This is a genomic window from Flavobacterium sp. FG139 (genome assembly GCF_057809695.1).
The window spans coordinates 301,812-321,395 of record NZ_JBMDKL010000003.1 but is presented as its reverse complement, the minus strand read 5'-3'; the positions used below and the strand labels follow the sequence as shown (position 1 = coordinate 321,395).

General features: G+C 30.9%; 11 protein-coding genes and 1 tRNA gene. 4 read left to right on the top strand and 8 right to left on the bottom strand.

Going from position 1 to position 19,584, the window contains the following annotated elements; genetic code table 11:
* Nucleotides 1–100 precede the first annotated feature (100 nt).
* Nucleotides 101–172, bottom strand: a tRNA-Glu gene (locus ACODSI_RS04330).
* A gap of 77 nt (nt 173–249) precedes the next feature.
* A complete protein-coding gene (gene proS / locus ACODSI_RS04325) occupies nt 250–1,728 on the bottom strand; it encodes a proline--tRNA ligase (RefSeq protein ID WP_488915616.1) in 1,479 nt (492 codons plus the stop codon).
* A gap of 100 nt (nt 1,729–1,828) precedes the next feature.
* Here proS and ACODSI_RS04320 point away from each other — a divergent pair, with 100 nt between their 5' ends.
* The 4 genes from ACODSI_RS04320 (at nt 1,829) to ACODSI_RS04305 (ending at nt 7,190) form a co-directional block, all read left to right on the top strand.
* Complete coding sequence (locus ACODSI_RS04320; protein WP_488915615.1) at nt 1,829–2,905, top strand: hypothetical protein; 1,077 nt, start codon at nt 1,829–1,831, stop codon at nt 2,903–2,905.
* Between the two features lie 106 nt (nt 2,906–3,011).
* On the top strand, nt 3,012–4,526 hold the full coding sequence (locus ACODSI_RS04315) for an OmpP1/FadL family transporter (RefSeq protein WP_488915614.1): 1,515 nt from the start codon (nt 3,012–3,014) through the stop codon (nt 4,524–4,526).
* Nucleotides 4,527–5,216: 690 nt separating this feature from the next.
* Entirely contained in the window at nt 5,217–6,242 is a 1,026-nt protein-coding gene (locus tag ACODSI_RS04310) for a nucleotidyltransferase family protein (protein WP_488915613.1), read from the top strand.
* A gap of 12 nt (nt 6,243–6,254) precedes the next feature.
* Complete coding sequence (locus tag ACODSI_RS04305; RefSeq protein ID WP_488915612.1) at nt 6,255–7,190, top strand: STING domain-containing protein; 936 nt, start codon at nt 6,255–6,257, stop codon at nt 7,188–7,190.
* 253 nt (nt 7,191–7,443) lie between these two features.
* Here the strand turns inward: ACODSI_RS04305 and qatD are convergent, their stop codons facing one another.
* The 6 genes from qatD to ACODSI_RS04275 all read right to left on the bottom strand — a co-directional run bounded on the left by qatD (nt 7,444) and on the right by ACODSI_RS04275 (nt 19,584).
* The gene (gene qatD / locus ACODSI_RS04300; RefSeq protein WP_488915611.1) at nt 7,444–8,190 is read right to left on the bottom strand and encodes a Qat anti-phage system TatD family nuclease QatD; all 747 of its coding nucleotides are present in this window, start codon (nt 8,188–8,190) and stop codon (nt 7,444–7,446) included.
* The gene (gene qatC / locus ACODSI_RS04295) at nt 8,187–9,545 is read right to left on the bottom strand and encodes a Qat anti-phage system QueC-like protein QatC (protein WP_488915610.1); all 1,359 of its coding nucleotides are present in this window, start codon (nt 9,543–9,545) and stop codon (nt 8,187–8,189) included. Before qatC ends, qatD begins: the two co-directional genes overlap by 4 nt.
* Before the next feature lie 2 nt (nt 9,546–9,547).
* Complete coding sequence (locus ACODSI_RS04290; protein WP_488915609.1) at nt 9,548–10,288, bottom strand: hypothetical protein; 741 nt, start codon at nt 10,286–10,288, stop codon at nt 9,548–9,550.
* A 1-nt stretch (nt 10,289) separates the two neighbouring features.
* Entirely contained in the window at nt 10,290–12,209 is a 1,920-nt protein-coding gene (locus ACODSI_RS04285; RefSeq protein ID WP_488915608.1) for a KAP family P-loop NTPase fold protein, read from the bottom strand.
* 128 nt (nt 12,210–12,337) lie between these two features.
* A complete protein-coding gene (locus ACODSI_RS04280; protein WP_488915607.1) occupies nt 12,338–13,024 on the bottom strand; it encodes a hypothetical protein in 687 nt (228 codons plus the stop codon).
* 26 nt (nt 13,025–13,050) lie between these two features.
* Nucleotides 13,051–19,584 (bottom strand): DUF6443 domain-containing protein, encoded by a 6,534-nt coding sequence (locus tag ACODSI_RS04275; protein ID WP_488915606.1) that lies wholly within the window; start codon nt 19,582–19,584, stop codon nt 13,051–13,053.

Here is a 19,584-nt window from a genome sequence, read left to right as displayed (position 1 = left end):
GAACCCCTCTTACCAGGATGAAAACCTGGCGTCCTAACCGATAGACGAACGGGCCATTATCATCTTAAGTTAAAATAATCTCAATAATAAATTGAACTTGTAGCCCGTAGGGGAATCGAACCCCTCTTACCAGGATGAAAACCTGGCGTCCTAACCGATAGACGAACGGGCCTACTGCTTAAATGCGGATGCAAAAATACAACTATTTTTTATTCGCACAATAGTAGTTGTAACTTTTTTTATTTTTTTTTAGTAGGCTTTTGCAAACAGCACTCTACCAGTAGATTTAGCTCCTGTAAAAACACATTTACCTTCTTCCGTAACACGATTTAAAGGTATACAACGTATTGTTGCCTTAGTTAAATCTTTAATTTTTTCCTCAGTTTCAGGAGTTCCATCCCAATGTGCTGAAATAAATCCTGCCTTATTTTCTAAAACATCTTTAAATTCTTCAAAATCATTAACTTCAGTAATATGTGTATCTCTATAATTTAATGCTTTGTTGAACAAATCATTTTGAATAGTCTCTAATAAATCATTAATATAATTCACAATTCCATCACTAGAAACTACTTCTTTTGTTAAAGTATCACGTCTAGCCACTTCAAAAGTACCATTCTCTAAATCCTTTGGCCCTACTGCAATTCGCACAGGAACCCCTTTTAATTCCCATTCGGCAAATTTAAATCCAGGTTTTTGAGTAGTTCTATTATCAAATTTAACCGAAATTTTTAATTTTTTAAATTGAGCCACTAATCCTTCAACAACTTCAGTGATTTTTTCAAATTCTTCCTCTGTTTTGAATATAGGAACAATAACCACTTGTATTGGAGCCAAATTTGGTGGCAAAACCAATCCATTATCATCAGAATGCGTCATTACTAAAGCTCCCATCAATCGTGTTGAAACTCCCCAAGAAGTTCCCCAAACATGCTCTTGTTTTCCTTCTTGATTGGCAAATTTTACATCAAATGCTTTCGCAAAATTTTGACCTAAAAAATGAGAAGTCCCAGCTTGTAAAGCTTTACCATCTTGCATTAAGGCTTCAATACAATACGTTTCTTCTGCGCCTGCAAATCGCTCTGTTTCTGTTTTCAATCCTTTCACAACTGGAATTGCCATAAAGTTTTGAACAAAATCAGCATACACATTCATCATTTTTTCTGACTCTTCAATAGCTTCAACTTTAGTCGCATGTGCTGTATGCCCTTCTTGCCACAAAAACTCTGCTGTTCTTAAAAACAAACGTGTTCTCATTTCCCAACGAACTACATTAGCCCATTGATTTATAAGCAAAGGCAAATCCCTGTATGATTGCACCCAATTTTTATAAGTACTCCAAATAATCGCTTCACTCGTTGGACGAACAATCAATTCTTCTTCTAATTTCGCATTAGGATCCACCATCAATTTACCCGGTTTATCCGGATCATTTTTCAAACGATAATGCGTCACAATGGCACACTCTTTTGCAAAACCTTCTGCATTTTTTTCTTCTGCCTCAAACATGCTTTTGGGCACAAAAAGAGGAAAATAGGCATTGCTATGACCTGTTTCTTTAAACATTCTATCTAACTCTGCTTGCATTTTTTCCCAAATAGCATAGCCATAAGGTTTAATAACCATACACCCTCTAACCCCAGAGTTTTCAGCCAAATCGGCTTTAACTACAAGTTCGTTATACCATTTGGAATAGTCGTCTTCTCTCTTTGTTAAGTTCTTGCTCATAATGAATAGTTTGGCATAAAAATTGTTTAACTAATTTTAACTAAATAGTTCGGCAAAACTAACTATTTTTGTATTGACCAACAATAAAAATGCTATAGATATGAAAACAAATTATTTTTTTACAAAAAAAATCTCCATTTATTCAGTACTTGGAGTTTTGGCTTTGATGGCAACTTCTTGTGGTTCTTATCAAAACACCTCTTATTATGATAATGATGGAGTTTATGGAAGCACCGAAAAACCAAAACAAAAAGCTGAAACAAATAATAGCGGATACTACAAAGATTATTTTAGCTCTTTAAACAAAGAAAATGAACAAGTATTTACTGATGTAGAAAAATATTCTACCTACAATGATACTTTGAAAAAAGTCAATACTAACACTACAACTACAGACAATCAAAATGCAACTGGTTATGCCAGTTGGGGTTCCAATCCAGATAATGTAACTGTAAACGTTTATAATAATGGATGGGGCTATAACAATTGGTACGGTCCTAGCTGGGGTTATTGTGGTGGTGGATATTATGGGAACTATTGGGGATATAACAGCTGGTATGGTAACTCATGGGGCTATTCACCAAGTTGGGCTTGGGGTTGGAATTCTTGGTACGGACCAAGTTGGTACGGTTACGGTTATGGCTACGGGTATTACCCTTATGGTTATGGATACAATCCTTATGGATATGGTTATTACGGTAACACTTGGGCATGGAATAACGGTTCATTGGGTCACACTTACGCGCATTCTGGTGGAAGAAGAAACACAAACTTCACAGGAAGCGGATATGGCAGTCCAAACCGAAGTATGTCTGGAAACGGCGGAAGATCTGCTTTAGGAGGAAATCGAGTTGTTGGAGAACCATCAAATATCCCAAGAAGCTATAGCAATACTGGAACTCCAAGAAGCAGTTATGTTCCAAGAACTAACGAAACTGTTTCACCTAGATCAACTACTCCAAACAACAACACTAATTACAATACTCCTAGAAGTTATACTCCTTCAGTTCCTTCTACAACAACCTCTTCACCAAGAACATACACACCATCAACCCCAAGAAGTTATGATTCTCCAAGATCCTATACTCCAAGTGGTGGTGGAAGCTATGGCGGTGGCGGTGGCAGCTACGGCGGTGGCGGCGGTGGAAGATCTGGCGGTGGTGGTGGAAGAAGATAATTCCTATCACAATTAGTACAATTTAAAAAAACACCAAATCAAATCATTGCCTTATTAAGTGCTGATTTCTTTATGGTAAAATTCAATAGCCTTAAAAAATAATTTTATGAAAAAGATTTTTGCAATTGCAATAGCAAGTTTAGCTATGACTTCTATTCAAGCACAAGATATTACTGACGCCTTGCGCTATTCTCAAACCGATTTAAACGGAACGGCTCGATTTAGAGCAATGGGTGGAGCATTTGGAGCTCTTGGCGGTGATTTTTCTTCTCTTAACATCAATCCAGCAGGTTCTGTGATTTTTGCTAACAACCAAGTTGGATTCACCTTAGCCAATTACAACACTAAGAATAATTCTAATTATTTTGGCAAAAACACGAGTGACTCAAAAAACTCTTTTAACTTAAATCAAGCTGGTGCCGTTTTTGTTTTTGAAAATGATGACCAAAAAAGTTCTTGGAAAAAATTTGCTTTAGCCCTAGATTATGAAAACAATAGAAATTTAAACAATTCTGTTTTTTCTGCGGGTACAAATCCAAACAATTCTATAGACAATTACTTCCTAAGTTATGCCAATGGTGTATCGCTTGGAACGCTAAACAACTATTATTTTGATGAATTGTACTATAATGAGCAACAAGCGTATTTAGGATACAATTCTTACATCATTGATCCTACAGCAAACAATAATACCAATACTAGTTATTATACCAACATTGCTCCAGGAGGAAATTATTACCAAGAAAACAAAATAAAAACTACGGGTTATAACGGCAAACTTGCGTTCAACTTTTCTGGACAATACACCGATAAATGGTCGTTTGGATTGAATTTAAATTCTCATTTTATCGATTTCAGACAATCAAGCAGTTTTTTTGAATCCAATAGTAACCCCAAATATGCAACAGGTTCAACGGTAGATAATGTTCGTTTTTACAATGATTTGTATACCTATGGAAGCGGCTTTTCTTTTCAATTAGGAACCATTTTCAAACCCGTAAAAGAAGTTCGTTTAGGGGTATCGTATGAATCACCAACTTGGTACCGATTGACTGATGAACTAACGCAACGATTGGTTACCTCGGGTTATGGATTGAATGCAACTCAAGACAATACTATATATTCTACGGTAGCTACAGATCCAAATACAACAATGATTTTCCAACCTTACAAACTGAAATCTCCAGGTAAATTAACAGGAAGTTTTGCTTATGTATTTGGAAAAAGAGGTCTGCTAAGCATCGATTATGCTTTTAAAGATTATAGCAACACTACCTACAGACCAAAATCAGATTTCACAACTACCAATACAACAATGGGAAATACTTTAACTACAGCTAGTGAAGTGCGAATTGGAGGTGAATTCAAAGTAAAAAAAGTAAGCTTTAGAGGTGGTTACCGTTGGGAACAAAGTCCTTATAAAGATGGTACAACTGTAGGTGATTTAACCGGTTATTCTGGTGGATTAGGTTTTAATTTTGGTACCACAAAATTAGATTTGGCTTACTCAAATTCTAAACGTGATTACAACCAACAGTTTTTTACACAAGGATTGACTGATGCGGCGCGAATTAAATCGGTTAATAACAATGTGACTTTAACCTTATTATTCGAATTATAAAATTTAACAAATAACTATATCAAAAACCATTCGTCTTTCGGATGGTTTTTTTTGTGTTTATAGATTACCCACTAGCCCTGATTGGAATTGTAAATGTATTTATTTTATTGAATATATAGCATTTTTAGAAAACATTTAGTCAACGAATTTAAAAAATACAAATTAAATCCATGATTTGTATTTGGATAAAATTATTTTTAATATTTTGAAACAATATACTTTAAAGTATCTTCTATTTAGAGTTAACAATAAAAATTTTAATAATTTTAAAAAACATACTCGAACTTATAAAATATAAATAGCATTGGAATCTAAAAAAAATGTAGAATTTTTCATAGTCCTAATACTAGCTTTTTTAAACTTATTGTTATTTATTTTTTATAATAAACTAGCTTTTATCTAATAAATAAACTTTTAAATTGATACTTTTCAATTATTCAGACTACCTCCCTTTGTAAAGACATAATTCAATAAGTTCTTTAATATTTTCAAAATTAAGGTTCAATTTCTTAAATATACTATTTAACAATGATTACTAATTTTTATTGGCTTTTAACTAAATCAAAAGACACACTAATACTTACCTAATACAGTTAGTGGTAAGACTAAATCAAATCTGCAAAATGACAGAATGTCATATTGGTTTTTTAGGCATAACAATTGTTAAAACTTTCTAAAAATCAAACATATATGGCAATACAAAATTACACACAGAGACTTGCAAACTTACAAGCAAGAAAATTTGACAGAGAATTAAATGAATCTCTAATTTCGAAATCTTTTAGTTCAAAAGACATACCTGATAACGTTAAGTATATGGTAGAATCTATGAGACCAATTGATAATAAGTATAACGAAAAAACTATTGAAGCAGCTCAAAGAGTTCAAACTCACCTAGAGAATGGATTCGATTTACATTTCAAAAGAGCTTATCGAACTCAAGGTTCAGTTAGAACACGAACAAATATAAAAGTACATAGTGATTTTGATTTATTAGTAATAATTGATCGTTATCATTATCCACAAGAACCTGACCCAAATAATACTTATACAAGTTCTGACCCCAATGAGGACATAATAGAACTTAGAAAACAAGCCATCAAAATCTTAAAAAATATTTACGATGAAGTAGACGATTCAGGAGAAAAGAGTATTTCAATTTTTAATAAATCACTAAATCGAAAAGTAGATATTGTATTCTGTTTTTGGTATCATTCTAATAAATATAATGAAACAAATAATGAACATTACCGAGGAGTTTATTTATATAAATTTCCAACAAAGACCAAGTTAAAAGATTTTCCTTTTGCAACAATAAATAATGTTAATCACAAAGGCGATATAACATCAGATGGATCACGTAGAGGTATTCGTTTATTAAAAAATCTTAGAGCAGATTCCGATACTAGAATTAATCTATCTAGTTTTCATTTGACTACAATAGTTCATTCAATTGAAAATGTTTTAATAAATTATTCAAATGGCGAGGAACTGAAAATAGCTCAAGAGATATCTAAAGAATTGCAAAATTTGATAATTAGCAGTAATTACAGAAAATCTGTGACTAGTCCGAATGGTTTAGAAAATCCACTTGAAGATGATACTTTATTGCCTGAACTAAGAAAGCTTAAAGCGGATTTAGATTCCTTAATCGAAGATTCTGCAAAGGAAATTTTGAGCAGTCCAATCATTAAGCGTGCAATTTTAACTTATTAAACATTATTTACTATGACTGATTTAAAACCAAAAATATTTATAGGCTCATCAAAAGCAGGGTTGCCTGTTGCAAAAAAAGTTTGTAATAATTTATCTTCTATTGGTGATTGTTTCATTTGGGAAAATCCAAATATATGGGAAGCTAATAAAAGTACTTTTGATAATTTGTTAAGAATGGCTTCGTATTTCGATTTCGGAGTTTTTGTAGCTACTTCCGATGATTTGACTTTGACAAACGATAAGATTGTGATTGAAGCACGAGATAATGTAATTTTAGAAATGGCATTATTTCTAGGTGCAATGGGAAAACATAAATCTTTTTTACTTGTTGAAGATGGCATAAAATTACCAACTGATTTCAATGGAATATATATGCCAAGATTTGATCCAGATGATGATTCTACTATTAAACTTGCAACTGAAGCATATTCAAGAACAATAGCAGAACATTATGAACTTGGACACTTAAGTCTTTATCCAACTACAGCGTTGGCAATAGGTTACTATAAAAATTTTGTAAAAGAATTAGTTGAGACCCCACAAAAAGCAAACCCGCTTGTCATAGATGGAGTTACATACACAGATTTTAAACTAAAAATTGTCGTTCCAGAAAATCTAAAGGGAAGGGTTCGTGAGAAAGCAAGCCTTTTCTACAAGAGAAATGGATTTGTCGAAAACTCATTAGTCACAGAATTTAGGAAACATCCTTCATGGTTTCAAATTGATCCAAACTCAGCTCCTACAGCTATTCTTTATGATATGCCTAGTACGTTAACTGGAATAGATGATGCGATAGAATTAATCCTAGAAAAAGGATATAAAGGCAGGACTAAAATTCAAGAAGTAATTGAGCAACGTGAATTGAATAATTTTAGACGTGTTTTACAGATGTTAATTGATGAAAGCCCATTTGCTCAACAGACGGTAGAAATTATAGATGAATTTTAAAGTCCAAAAGCTAACAAATGTTTGACACAATTGCTAATTTCATGTCAAATTCACTTTTACGTTTAGCAAGAAATATTATCTTATTGGAAAATAATAACTTCTGAATTAGCAACTCACACCAAGGAAACAATATTGTTATGCGATGATTCGTATAGTTATAAGAAGATGTAGCTTGAAATTTGTTGTAGCAAAGTGGAAAAAGTCACTTGAAAATAAAATATATTTTAAAGCTAAAAAGTCAAAAATAAATAATTTAGACTTTATTAATACTAGCTATTAAACCAAAGAAATTAGTTTTAACTGTACTTATAATCTCATCTATAGAAATATTGTTTTTTTGTGCTAAATAATTATAAACTTCAATTAAATCATAAGGGTAAATTGGTTTACCTTTGTTATCGATATATGGTCCATCGCTCTCTATTAATACCCTATTCAAAGGTAATCTACTTATAATATCAACCCCTTTTTTTGACTTAATCATTGATGTATTTATTGAAAAATAATACCCAGCTTTCAAAATATTTTCAACATCTCCAACGTTTCCTGAATACCAATGGAAAATGGCATATTTTATATTGTGATCTATCAGGTATCTTAAAACTTCTTTCTCTGCACCTCTTGAATGCAAACTTAAAATTTTACTTGAAACATTATTTTTAATAATCTCAAGAATTTTTTTGAAAACCTGAATTTGCAAATCTTTGGTATTTATTCCCTCTCGTGAAAAGTCTAATCCAATTTCGCCAATATACGAGGTTTTATTTATTAATTTTTCAAATTTCAATATCTCATTGGTATCATATTTTTTTATAATCAACGGATGGAAACCAAGAGCCTGTCTTACTTTTTTTTTACTAATAAAGTGATTATAACCTAATTCAAAATGACTTGGTAGACTAGTCATACTTATTACAGTAACTCCTCTTTTTTCACATTCATTTAAAACCTGAATAGGATTTGGGTACATATCAATATGGCAATGGGTGTCTATTATCATATTTGCCTTAATTGAGATTTAACAAATTCATTTCCTTTATCTCTAAATAATTGTAAAACTTCATCTTTAGATCTTAAAACCATTTCAGAATATTCTGTTAAGTTTTCTAAGGAAATACTTCCATTTATTAATAAATCTCTTTTCATTTGTTCAATACTGATTTGTCTATTTAAAAAACTAAATAATGCTGGTAAATCATTTGTTAATGAACTAACTGTAAGTATGTTATTTCCGTACAATTGGGTGTCTAAATTAGCTTTATTTAAAGCCGCTCTTCTATAAATACATGGCATACATTTTCCACACTGTTCAGTGCCAATTTTTATTGCCCAGTGTTGCTTTCTTCCTCTTTTGCCACAAGAAACAGATTTTTCATAAATACCATTTAGGACATTTTGATTTGTACAATTAATAAACATTTCTCCTTTGGTTTTAAATGTATAAGGATTTTTAATAATCATACCTAAACCACAATTGTTTAGAAGTTTTTGTATATTATCAATTACAAACGGATGTGTCGTTCTTGTGCTCAAAGAACTCACTCTTGAAGGAGTCAATGGATAATTTATTGAGATTGTACCATTTTCAGGAATTATTAATTTATTCGTTGTACTCAAATAACATCCCAATCCAATAAAGAATAAAGATCTACTTCTATAATTATTTTCTACTTTAACATTTTCAAAATTTTCGTTTTTACGATTTAATGCTAATTTGGATTGTACCCAATATATTTTATCAATATATTTTTCTTTTAGATAGTTATACAATTTTGATTGATCTCCATTTGGTCCAGATGATTTATAATCGAAATGAGATACAAATAACATTTTCTCATCATTTCCTAATTTCTCTAATTCGTCAATAACTCCAATTAATGAATCTAATCCACCTGAAAACAGACTAACAGATTTAATTTTTTCTTTCTCATAACTATTAATATTTCTTTTCCATCTTCCATTTTTAGGAATAAAATAATTCCTTTCTATGTTCTTAGTAAATGTGATATTCCAATTGTCCCCAGTTAAAAAATTTAATATTTGCTCTAATAAATTTTCATTACCCTGCCAATTAGATAAATTATAAACTGGAAATTCGACCTCTAATTCTCTAGCCCAACCATCGTAAGAGTAAATCTCTCTGTTAAATAAATTATCTACACCATATACAATTGCAGAAATCAAGAAAAAATCAAATTTTACGCTTCGAAAATCATCAGTAAAATCGAATACTTTTACATATTGATTAAAAACTAAGGATATTTTACTGTCAACATTAGCAGAATTTTTATAACAAAGTTTTATATCTGAAAATTTACCATATTCTGCTTCAACTATTTCTACTGTTACTTTCATAATTATTCAAATACTGTTAAAATATCTTGTTGAATATCTTTTATTAAATTATCCGCTTCATTTGAACTCCAATCAATATTTTGCAGTAGCCTGTTTTTTTGAATACCGCCAACCCTTTCAATAATGAAATTTTTAATTTGTCGAAATAAACTATTACAATCTGCTTCGTTTTTATCTTTAATAAGTTTCTCATAAAACCATTTAGATAGTAATTCATTAATGTAATATCCAAAATATTTGATTATTATTTCTTCGGAGGAATGAGTATTAAATTCATTGGATAAATTAACCTGAATTTCATCAATTGAATCTGCATCAGCTATTAATTCTTCAAATAATAATCTTGATGCTTCTTTAGCTGCATTTTCATCAATAGTTGAAGCTGTTCCTGAACAATATTCGATTAAATGATTAATTATATCTGCAACAGATTTATTTTCAATATCTGCTAAACCTGTTGACTGTAGGGTTTCTCTAATATTGTATCCTGAACCAGTAAATGTAGAAAATAAACCACCTAATTTTTTTGCAGTTTTAATTCCTCCTTTTCCACCTATTTTTGAACCTCCTCTGCCAGCTTTTGTAGCTCCTCCAAGAACATTTACAAAATTTTTAAGTATTCCTTGTAATTTTGGTGTTTGTAAAGTTGAAGAATCACAACTGGTTGTCATAGCAGAACTCAAATCTCCCCAATTAGGAATCATTGTTTTATTTGCATCTGAAAATGATTTTGATGTACCCATACTATTTTTTTATTTTAAATGCTTTACTTGCTTTGCTTTTCCCATCTTTGAAATAATTCGTAAGAAATTCTCCAAATATAGGGCGATTACTATAAGCCTGTAAAGCTAAACCAATAGCCGCTTCAATATTAGAGGAATCAACTACTTTTAATGACTCCATATAGTAATATGGTGTGTTATCAATATTTTCATCCATCATGCAATTAAAAATATCATAATATCTTTTTTCCTTTTGATTCTTCTTCAAATTACCACTTAATAATAGAAAGAAACTCTCTTTTTCAATTTCAGTAAATTGCATAAACTGTTTTTGAATCAAACTTTTTGTAACAGATGGTGTCATTCCATCAATGCGTAATTCGTTAAATAATTTTTTTACAATTTGTGGAACTATACTTGAAGCAGTTATAGAACTTCCTATTTTATCTCTTGAAATCCAAAAATAATCTCTTAAATCAATTTGAGATAATTGTGGCTCGACCTGAATCCATTTTATAACTTTAGGCTTACACCAATCATTAAAATCAGATTTTAAATTTGACAAACTCTCTTCACTTGTTTTGTCAATACAATGTTTCTCTATTTCTTTTATTTCGTCAGGTAATCCATCTTGATTTATCTGCCATTCAAATAGTTGTTTGAAAAGTTTTAATTCTGAATATTCTAAAATCATGAGTTTCGCTAATATGGAATCATTAAAATTACTTAATGATGCCACATCTGCTAATCTTTGTCTTAAAGTATAAGTATTAAGAAATCTCTTTATTTGTCTTGGATTTCCATATAAACTTTGAGTAATTAACGGAACTAATGAAGGAATTGTAATAACATTTGCTTTCACCTTGTCAAAATCAACCTTTTGTAAAATTTTTTCAAAATTTGTCAAACCAAATGCAGAATATCTATCAGTTATTCTAAATTTTTGGAATTCTGAATGAACCATTTTGAAAGAGGTTTCGTCTAATTCTCTTTTACAAATGAGCATCGAAATATAAGTTTCAACTTCGGGTTCAGATAATTTTGGTAATGAATAAGGGAGTTGAATCAATTTTTCTAAATAGTCATCAATAATTCTATTGTTGTCCTCTTCAATTTGACTATTGTTTTTGTATTTATGTTCAATTGCGTGTTTAACTATTCTTGGGTCTGCACCAATAATAAAGGCAGTTTTTGGAACATTTAAAAATAATTTAACTGCTTCAAGGTTCTCAATAATTCTTTCAGGAGTACATCTATCTAAATCATCAATTATAACAACTAATCTTTTGAATTTTGTAGCATCTAATAATTCAATAAAATCATTTCTGAATTCTGCAACTACATTAGTTTTGTCTTTTTTGTCTGCTTCGATATCATCTTTTGTAAGAGATTTAAAAAACTCTTTACCCTCATCTGATTGTAATTTTTCAATTAATTTTTCAGGACTATCTGCTCCCCATTCTGACAATTTTTGATATGCAAAAGGAAGCAAACTTAAACCACCTGTAAAATAAGCTGAAACTGCGGGTAATGCAACATTTTTTAAGACCATTCCAGCCCCTCTCATCCAATCAATTGACTCCCATAATTTTTTAGCTTTTTCTTTTACAGCCTCTTTTACATTTTCTTCTAATTTCTTGTTATTTTCTAATTCTTTTAAAATAGCATTTAATAATGCTGCTTTTGCATCATCATATCCCTCAAATGTCCAACCATTGAAATAAATACAAAGAGTTTCATTTTCTATGAAATTATCACTATCATCCTTTTCTTCGAACTTGTCTTTAATAATCTGTAAAATGCTCGATTTTCCGCTACCCCAATCTCCGAACACACCAATACTAATAGGTAAAACACTATCATCTTTCACAACATCAATTAATAAATTTGCGTGTACTTTAAATCCTAAAAGGTCTTCTGATGTTTCATTATCACTCCACATAAATATATTTTATAATTTGGTACTTTCTTTACATTAAAATTTAGTTTTTATACCTACTTTATACAAAAAAAATTACATCTTTAGGATTTATTAGTCAATTAAATCTAAAGTTGCACCGTTATTCAAAATTACTTTTCAGAATCATATATTTTTATGGGTATTTTGTTTATTGATTTTACAACTCCATTATAAACTTCATACTTGTTTTCTTGAATTGTCTTTAAATCAGTTCTTGATAATGTTTTTTTGAAATTTGTACTATCACTACTCATCAAAATACTTGCAAAATATTTTTTTCTAGAATCTAAAACTACATTATAATTTAGATTCTCAATATTATTTCCAAATGGTAATACAACAAACCATTCAAAAAATAGTGTTTCTTTCGGATGAATAATAAAATTTTTAAATTCATGACGAGTAATTGGATTGTAATTCAAATATTCATTTAGTTTAAATGTTTTTAAAATTCCTGCTCCTGCTGTAGCTTCTCTAGCTTTAACTATAACTTTTTTATTTAAATTATCTGAAATAGATAGAAATACTCTGTCAACTTTTAGATAATTATTTTCAAATTTTTCATTGTAATTATCTAAATTAAAATAATAAGTTTTACTAGAGTTGTTAGTTAATTTATATGTCAATACTGTTAGTGATTTCTTTCTTACATTATTCTCGTAAACCAGATAATCAAAATATTTGTCTGGACTTACATTTAATGCGTTCATTTGATTAGTAAGAATCTCTAGTTCTAAATCATTCTTTTTTTCACATGAAAGAAAAATAAAAATAAGAGGGATGATTAATTTTTTCATAAGTTCTAAATTTTATTCAAATTAATTTAATATGGATAAGGTTTATAAGTTGGATGACTCTGATTAGCCCACATTTTATTCCAAATTGTGCTATATTCATTACCTTTGTTAGATACTCTTAATGAGTGATCTGCAAAACGCCATTCTATAGAATAAGCAATTCTTTCTTGTTCCCTTGTTGGCATTGATGGAAAGAACTTATCTAAATATGCATGAGTAACTTCATGAAAAAGAGTTGATGCTAACATATAATTACTTGTAAAAGCACCTTCATATATTCCCATTTTCCCGCCAATAGTTTCTCCTCTTTTACCTTCACTACTTACTCCTAACCAATGATATTCTGGTGAGCCAGCCGCCAACCAATATGATTTTAATCCTATAACATTATCAATTATTTTTTTTATGTATTCATCAGATTGGTCTGCTTTTTTAAAGGGGTCTATCCCTGAATTTTTAAACCTATCTAATATTGTCATGTTAAGGTTTAGTCCTCCTATAGACCCTGTCATACTCGACCAACTAACAATATCAAAATCATTATCGTTACTCATTTTTATTAATAAATTAATCAAATCCATAGTTGACCCTCCACCTCCACCACCTGAATGCATAATAGTATTACCCCACATTTGTGCCTCTAAATAATCAGAAATATCACGTCCAGACATACCACTCATATACATTGCTAATACACCTCCTGTTGGCACATTATTTTCAATAGATTCTGGTGCTATGGCTTTCATACCGCTTGGATCACCAAAACGTATTGGATTATTATAGGCAAAATGATAAGGAGTGAAAGAAGTATCTTGTTCAGCCAACTCATCCATCGCATTAAATCTTCCAGTTGTATTGTCGTATTGTCGAAAATCCATTGCTGTTAAATTCAGACCCAACTCGTCTTGGTATTCTTTACCATTATACTTGTATTTATTATCGTTAGGAACATAATAATTGCTGTCATTTTGTTTTAATCCAAACGGATAATAATTATTCTCATCAATAATCTGTGCAGTACCATTATTATTAGTATAAGCAACACGGACATTCCCTAAATGATCTAAATACTGAAATACATAGGTTCCGTTTGCTTGAACATAACCCTCAGAGGTAGCAAAAAAAGAAAGAACACTGTTTTGATACTGAAATCCATCTAAATAATCTGTAGTAGTAACTCCAGAAATCAATGTTACTTTTTTCTGTAATTTTTTACCCACTGCGTTGTAAAGGTATTCTATTGTTCCGACTGTTCCAAATATGATTTTAGTAGGCAAATTTAATTGGTTATAGAATATAGCTGGTTTTGTAGCGTCACTAGCATCAACAATGCCTTTGTTTTTATCAATAATCAGATTTCCATAGGTATCATAACTATAATCATCATTAGTTAGATTTCCATCCGTAAAGCCTTCAGGGTTACTTTGTAAATCAGCAATACTTGTCAATTGATTACTATTGGCAGCATAACTATACCTTAAATCATCTATTTGATTGGTTGGAGATGATAAATCATTGTAGCGTTCTAAATGCGTAATGTTACCATTTTTATCATACCAAGCGTTTTCACCAAAAGAATTATTAACAGGTGAAGTGGTGCCAGGAATTGGCTTAGAATAAATAGCAGTTCTAAGTCGGTTTAATTCATCATAAGAATAACTATATTGTTTGACAATATTATCTGTAGCAGATCTCCATTGTACTTCGGATATATTTCCATTAAACTGTTTTTCTGTGTTAGCATCATCTGTGTTATTGTAGTTCAATTTATAAGCAAACAGATCGTTTTCTGATGAAAGATTCAAATTAGAGATGTCATTAATCGCTTTTAGCCACCCACGAGCATTATAGCTATAATCCATTTTTTGAAGTCCATTAGTAATATCTCCTGGGGTTTTACTTCCTACTCTTTTATTTAACAATTGACCTAACTCGCTATACTCGTTCTTACTCATTAATTGAGGAATACCATTTCCTATTTTATGAGTTTGAAAAAGCAACCTATCTTGACTAGTGTAATTAAAAATATTTGTTGTAGTAATTACAGCATCAGCATTAGATGACGATCTTTTATGAGTCATAACAATTTGATTAATCCTACCTGTAATCAGTTCCGTTTGATTATCTATTTTAGAATACCCGTCTAGATAATTATTAGTAAAACTACTTGCTACCCTTGCTTTTTTGTCATAGATAACATAAGTTCGCTCAGCTCTATTATCAGTTTTATTCTCCAACACCCTAACCCATGATAAAGTTGGTAAACCTTTAGGTAAAGCAGTTGTATTATTATACCCATCACTCAAAAAAGGAAACGAAGAAGTAGTGAATGCTACATTTCCATTATAATCATCATAATAGTTTATTGTTAGAGGTTCAGTACCAGAAGTTGGCCAAGTTACGTTAGTATAGTTTGAACCAGACATCGTTTCATTATAACTTGTAGAAGCATCAACTGTTGCTTGTATATTTATACGATCAGAACTCGTTACAGCGGAAACTTCCATCCAACCAGTAGATATAATCCTATTAAAAACATCATATTTAATTACTTTCCAACCAACTATAGAAGAGTTAGCTGCATCTTTAAAAGGAGATTTTGCTGGTCCAGTTGCAACTACACGATTAAGTTTATCATACACAATAAATTCCCAATCTTTGCCTGGTATTTTTTTCTCAATTAATCGATTGTCATTGTCATATTTATATTGATAACATAAGTCATTTAGTATAGTTGAAGAAATTGTAGAATTAATATCAACTTTTGGAGGAATGACAAATAGTAAGTTACTAAATTGATCATATACGTAATAACTATCATGAGTTTCATTAATTAAAATACCATTAACTTCTGATGTACCATAGGTCCTATTTAAAACAACACGCCCTTCTTTATCTTTAAATTCTTCGACTGTATTATTGTTCCCATCACTAGCTTTCCAATTCTCATTTTTAGAAACAGTTTTATAAAGTTGATTTGGTGGGTAATATGTAGAATTATCTATGAAAGTTGAATTGTAGGTTATTGGATCACTTGAGGCATTAAATATTCGTACCTCATTTGAAACATTAGTTTGATAATCCATTTTTATTGTTCTATCCGATCCACTAGGAAGGGTTCTCCAATCATCTCCTGGAGCACTTATTTTCAACAATCTATTTAAAGGTGAATTATCAAATGTTTTCTGAGAATATGGATAAGCAGTGTTTTCAAAATTCGAAACCTGATTGGAGTAAAATATTGCTTGATCTGCAATAGCAGTTGTTTCATAGTCTACATTCGTACTGCTATTAACATAAGGAAGATAATCTTTCGTTTGCCTTCCTAAAACATCATATTCAAAAGGAGTCACGATATCATTACCTGAATTTGACTGCTTTAATGCTTTTTGTTGTATAGGTCTACCTAAACCATCATAGTATGTTACAGTTTCAACTACTTCATTGACAGCATGCGATGAACTTGAAATACTGGTTGGTATTTTATATGTAATTTTATGAATACTATTAATAACCGATGAATTAGTTGAACTTGCAGGTGGTATAACCACTATTGATAGGGTGGTAGCTGTCGCACATTGACCAGTATTTGGGGTAAAAGTATAGGTATTGGTTATTGTATTATCCAATGCTGGTGTCCATATTCCTGTAATACCATTAATTGAAGTATTTGGTAAAGGTGACAAGGCACTACCATATGGAACTGGAGCAACAGTATTAAATATTGGAACAATAACTGGATTTACTGTAATCATCAATGCAACAGTAGTTGCATTTTGTCCTTGATTAGGAGTAAAAGTATAGGTAGTTGTAGCCAAATTATTAAGTGATGGTGACCAAGTTCCGACAATCCCTTCAAGAGAAGTTATTGGTAAATTATTTAACATTTCTCCTGAACATATTGGTGCTATAGAATTAAACGAAGGAGTTATTAATGGGGTAATATTAAAACTATTGGAATTCGCACCTATCATTCCAATTGAATTAGCAGTTAAAACTAAATTTGTACCTATTGAAGTATGCTTTATAGAATTGAAAGTTGCTAATCCATTTAAAGCATTTAATGAAATAGATGTGCTTGATAATACACCACTAGAAGTTATCTCAATTGGACTTGAATAATCAACATCAATATTTCCAAAAACATCTTTTGTAATAACAGACGGTGATGGAATCATAAAAGAATTCATAAAAGTAGTTGTAGGTTGTTGTACAAAATATAATCTATCTGCAACTACAGCAATTTTATTAATATTTCCAATTATTGATGAAGATGCGCCGCCTCCATTTGAAGTTGCAAATTTAGAACCTGTAGATTTGGCAGTAACTGAATTAACTGCAAACTGAAATTGCTCATTATCTGTTACTGACGAATTAAATGTAACCCTTAAATTTAAAGCCAATTGATTATTATCTGTTGCAATAACATTTGTCAATCCAGTAAAAGTTATACTAGTTGCTCCATTTACACTAACAGGAATTCCTCTTGGTGAATTTCCTTGAAATAATCTGGCTGATTTTATGCTAGATGAGTTAGTAATACTAAAAGTGATGTCTGTTAATTCTGTATCTAGATTATCAGCATCATTTAATCCTGCACCTCCATCTCTAAGATAAAAACCAAATACACCAACACTTCCATTAAGTCCAGTCCCAGTCCCAGTTAAAGTAGTACCTTGATATAATTTGTAATCGATATTAGTATTAGAATTTGTACTTGAACTATTGTTATATATAATGTCACTGCTCATATCTGCTGTAATATCTGCAAGCAACCCAATTGGTTGAACTAATAAATAATTATTAGCCCCAGCACCGTTTAGAGTGTAACCCATTACAGTCACTGTTTTTGAAGTTCCTATTAAGGCATCTGTGAAATTTGCAGACAGTCCGTTAACATTGAGTGATATATTAGAAACGTCATTGCTAAGAATTCCATTCAAAACTGGTATCCCTTGTATAGTTGCTATTGTATTACCGTCATATGTTTTATTTGCGGCATTAATGCCTGATATGGTAACATTTAATTTTGAAACATAACTAGAGACTGTTGCTATGGTTGCCATGATATCATCATTTATGCTTACTAATGTTATATCGCCTGCATATGTACCAAATGGGGTAGTTGCTGCTAAACGAACATAAATTGTAGTTGAGTTAACGTTGCCATTTATTGGAATAATTGAAATAGAATTTGCAAATCCACTTAATCCTCCTTGGGTGCTTGAAATTTCATATCCATTAGGAGCTGTAATAATTATAGAGTCTGTCAAATTTGATCCTGAAAAAGTAAATGATATAGCATTACTTACCGCCCCATAGCTTGTGCTTAATGATATCAATGTGCCATTAGAGATCAAACTTGGAGTTTGTAAAGTACTAACATTTGCTAGCGGACTAAAAGAAGTAATAATTCCATCATTATTTTTGGCAATAGCTCCAAAAGAATAATTTGTTGAAGCATTTAATCCTATAACATTAGTTGTTGCCCATTGCGTTTTAGTTTGGTAGACTACCAAATTACTCAATGTTCCATTCACTTGGACATATTTTGATGTTGAAAGTTCTCGAATAGCATAAGTTGTACTAATACTATTTAAATCATTTCCTAGTGTTAATTTCAGTTTTGTGGCAGTAACATTTGTAATAATTGGCATAGACGGAGCTTCTGCAAGTGTATAAAAAGAATTGACAATTCCATATCCAGTTGTTCCTGTATTTTTTGTGGCATATGCATTGTATGAATACTGATTATTAGGTGTAAGTGTTACTCCTGAATTATTTGAAAAGGAACCTATACCTGAATTGGGACTTACAGTTGATAGGACAGAGACTCCATTACCTCCTATAGTAGGATTAGAATTTATAGATGTGATAGAATACACAGTTCCATTTCCGAGAATTGAAGAACCGCCTGTAGAAGTAATATCTCCTGAAAATAAAGCACTATTGTTAGTAATATTAGAAACTGTAGAATTAGAGACTGTTGGAAGTGTTTCAAATCCAGTAAGTTTAATATCATCTATTCGAATAGCAATAGTTCCTGTTTTTACAAATCTAACTTTTAAACCATTAATTTGTGCAGCTGTTGGTAATGAAATAGTTTTTGATAAATACCAAACTGCAGAAGCATTACTTTGCTCATTAAATAAAGTAGAGGCAGTGTTTGCCAATGTAACCCATGAAGTTCCATTCCAATAGTCAACAGAGAATGAAGCAAATGAAGTAGCAGATTCTTTTTTGTATCCAAATTGAAGATTCAAAGAGTTATAGTTAGTAGTATTGATATTTTCTATGGAAAATCCATATGCTCCAGAAGTAGCTGTAAAGTATATGTTCGCTCCTGCTGATGCCCCTGTATAACTCGATGAAGGGCTAGTAATTCTAACATCAGCAGGATTTACTTGCGCTCCATTTGAAAATGTTAATGCACTATTTTGAAAAGTATTTGCTGATATAGTATTTGCAATACTTCCCATGTTTTCTGAGAAGATAACTTGTGACCAAGTATTGTTTAATGAAAACAATACTAGTAGTAAAATGATTAGTTTTGATTTCAT

Coding starts and splice junctions, on each gene's coding strand:
- ACODSI_RS04285 (WP_488915608.1), bottom strand. CDS start 12,209: ATGTGGAGTGATAATGAAACATCAGAAGACCTTTTAGGATTTAAAGTA.
- ACODSI_RS04280 (WP_488915607.1), bottom strand. CDS start 13,024: ATGAAAAAATTAATCATCCCTCTTATTTTTATTTTTCTTTCATGTGAA.
- qatD (WP_488915611.1), bottom strand. CDS start 8,190: ATGATAATAGACACCCATTGCCATATTGATATGTACCCAAATCCTATT.
- proS (WP_488915616.1), bottom strand. CDS start 1,728: ATGAGCAAGAACTTAACAAAGAGAGAAGACGACTATTCCAAATGGTAT.
- ACODSI_RS04275 (WP_488915606.1), bottom strand. CDS start 19,584: ATGAAATCAAAACTAATCATTTTACTACTAGTATTGTTTTCATTAAAC.
- ACODSI_RS04290 (WP_488915609.1), bottom strand. CDS start 10,288: ATGGGTACATCAAAATCATTTTCAGATGCAAATAAAACAATGATTCCT.
- ACODSI_RS04310 (WP_488915613.1), top strand. CDS start 5,217: ATGGCAATACAAAATTACACACAGAGACTTGCAAACTTACAAGCAAGA.
- qatC (WP_488915610.1), bottom strand. CDS start 9,545: ATGAAAGTAACAGTAGAAATAGTTGAAGCAGAATATGGTAAATTTTCA.
- ACODSI_RS04315 (WP_488915614.1), top strand. CDS start 3,012: ATGAAAAAGATTTTTGCAATTGCAATAGCAAGTTTAGCTATGACTTCT.
- ACODSI_RS04320 (WP_488915615.1), top strand. CDS start 1,829: ATGAAAACAAATTATTTTTTTACAAAAAAAATCTCCATTTATTCAGTA.
- ACODSI_RS04305 (WP_488915612.1), top strand. CDS start 6,255: ATGACTGATTTAAAACCAAAAATATTTATAGGCTCATCAAAAGCAGGG.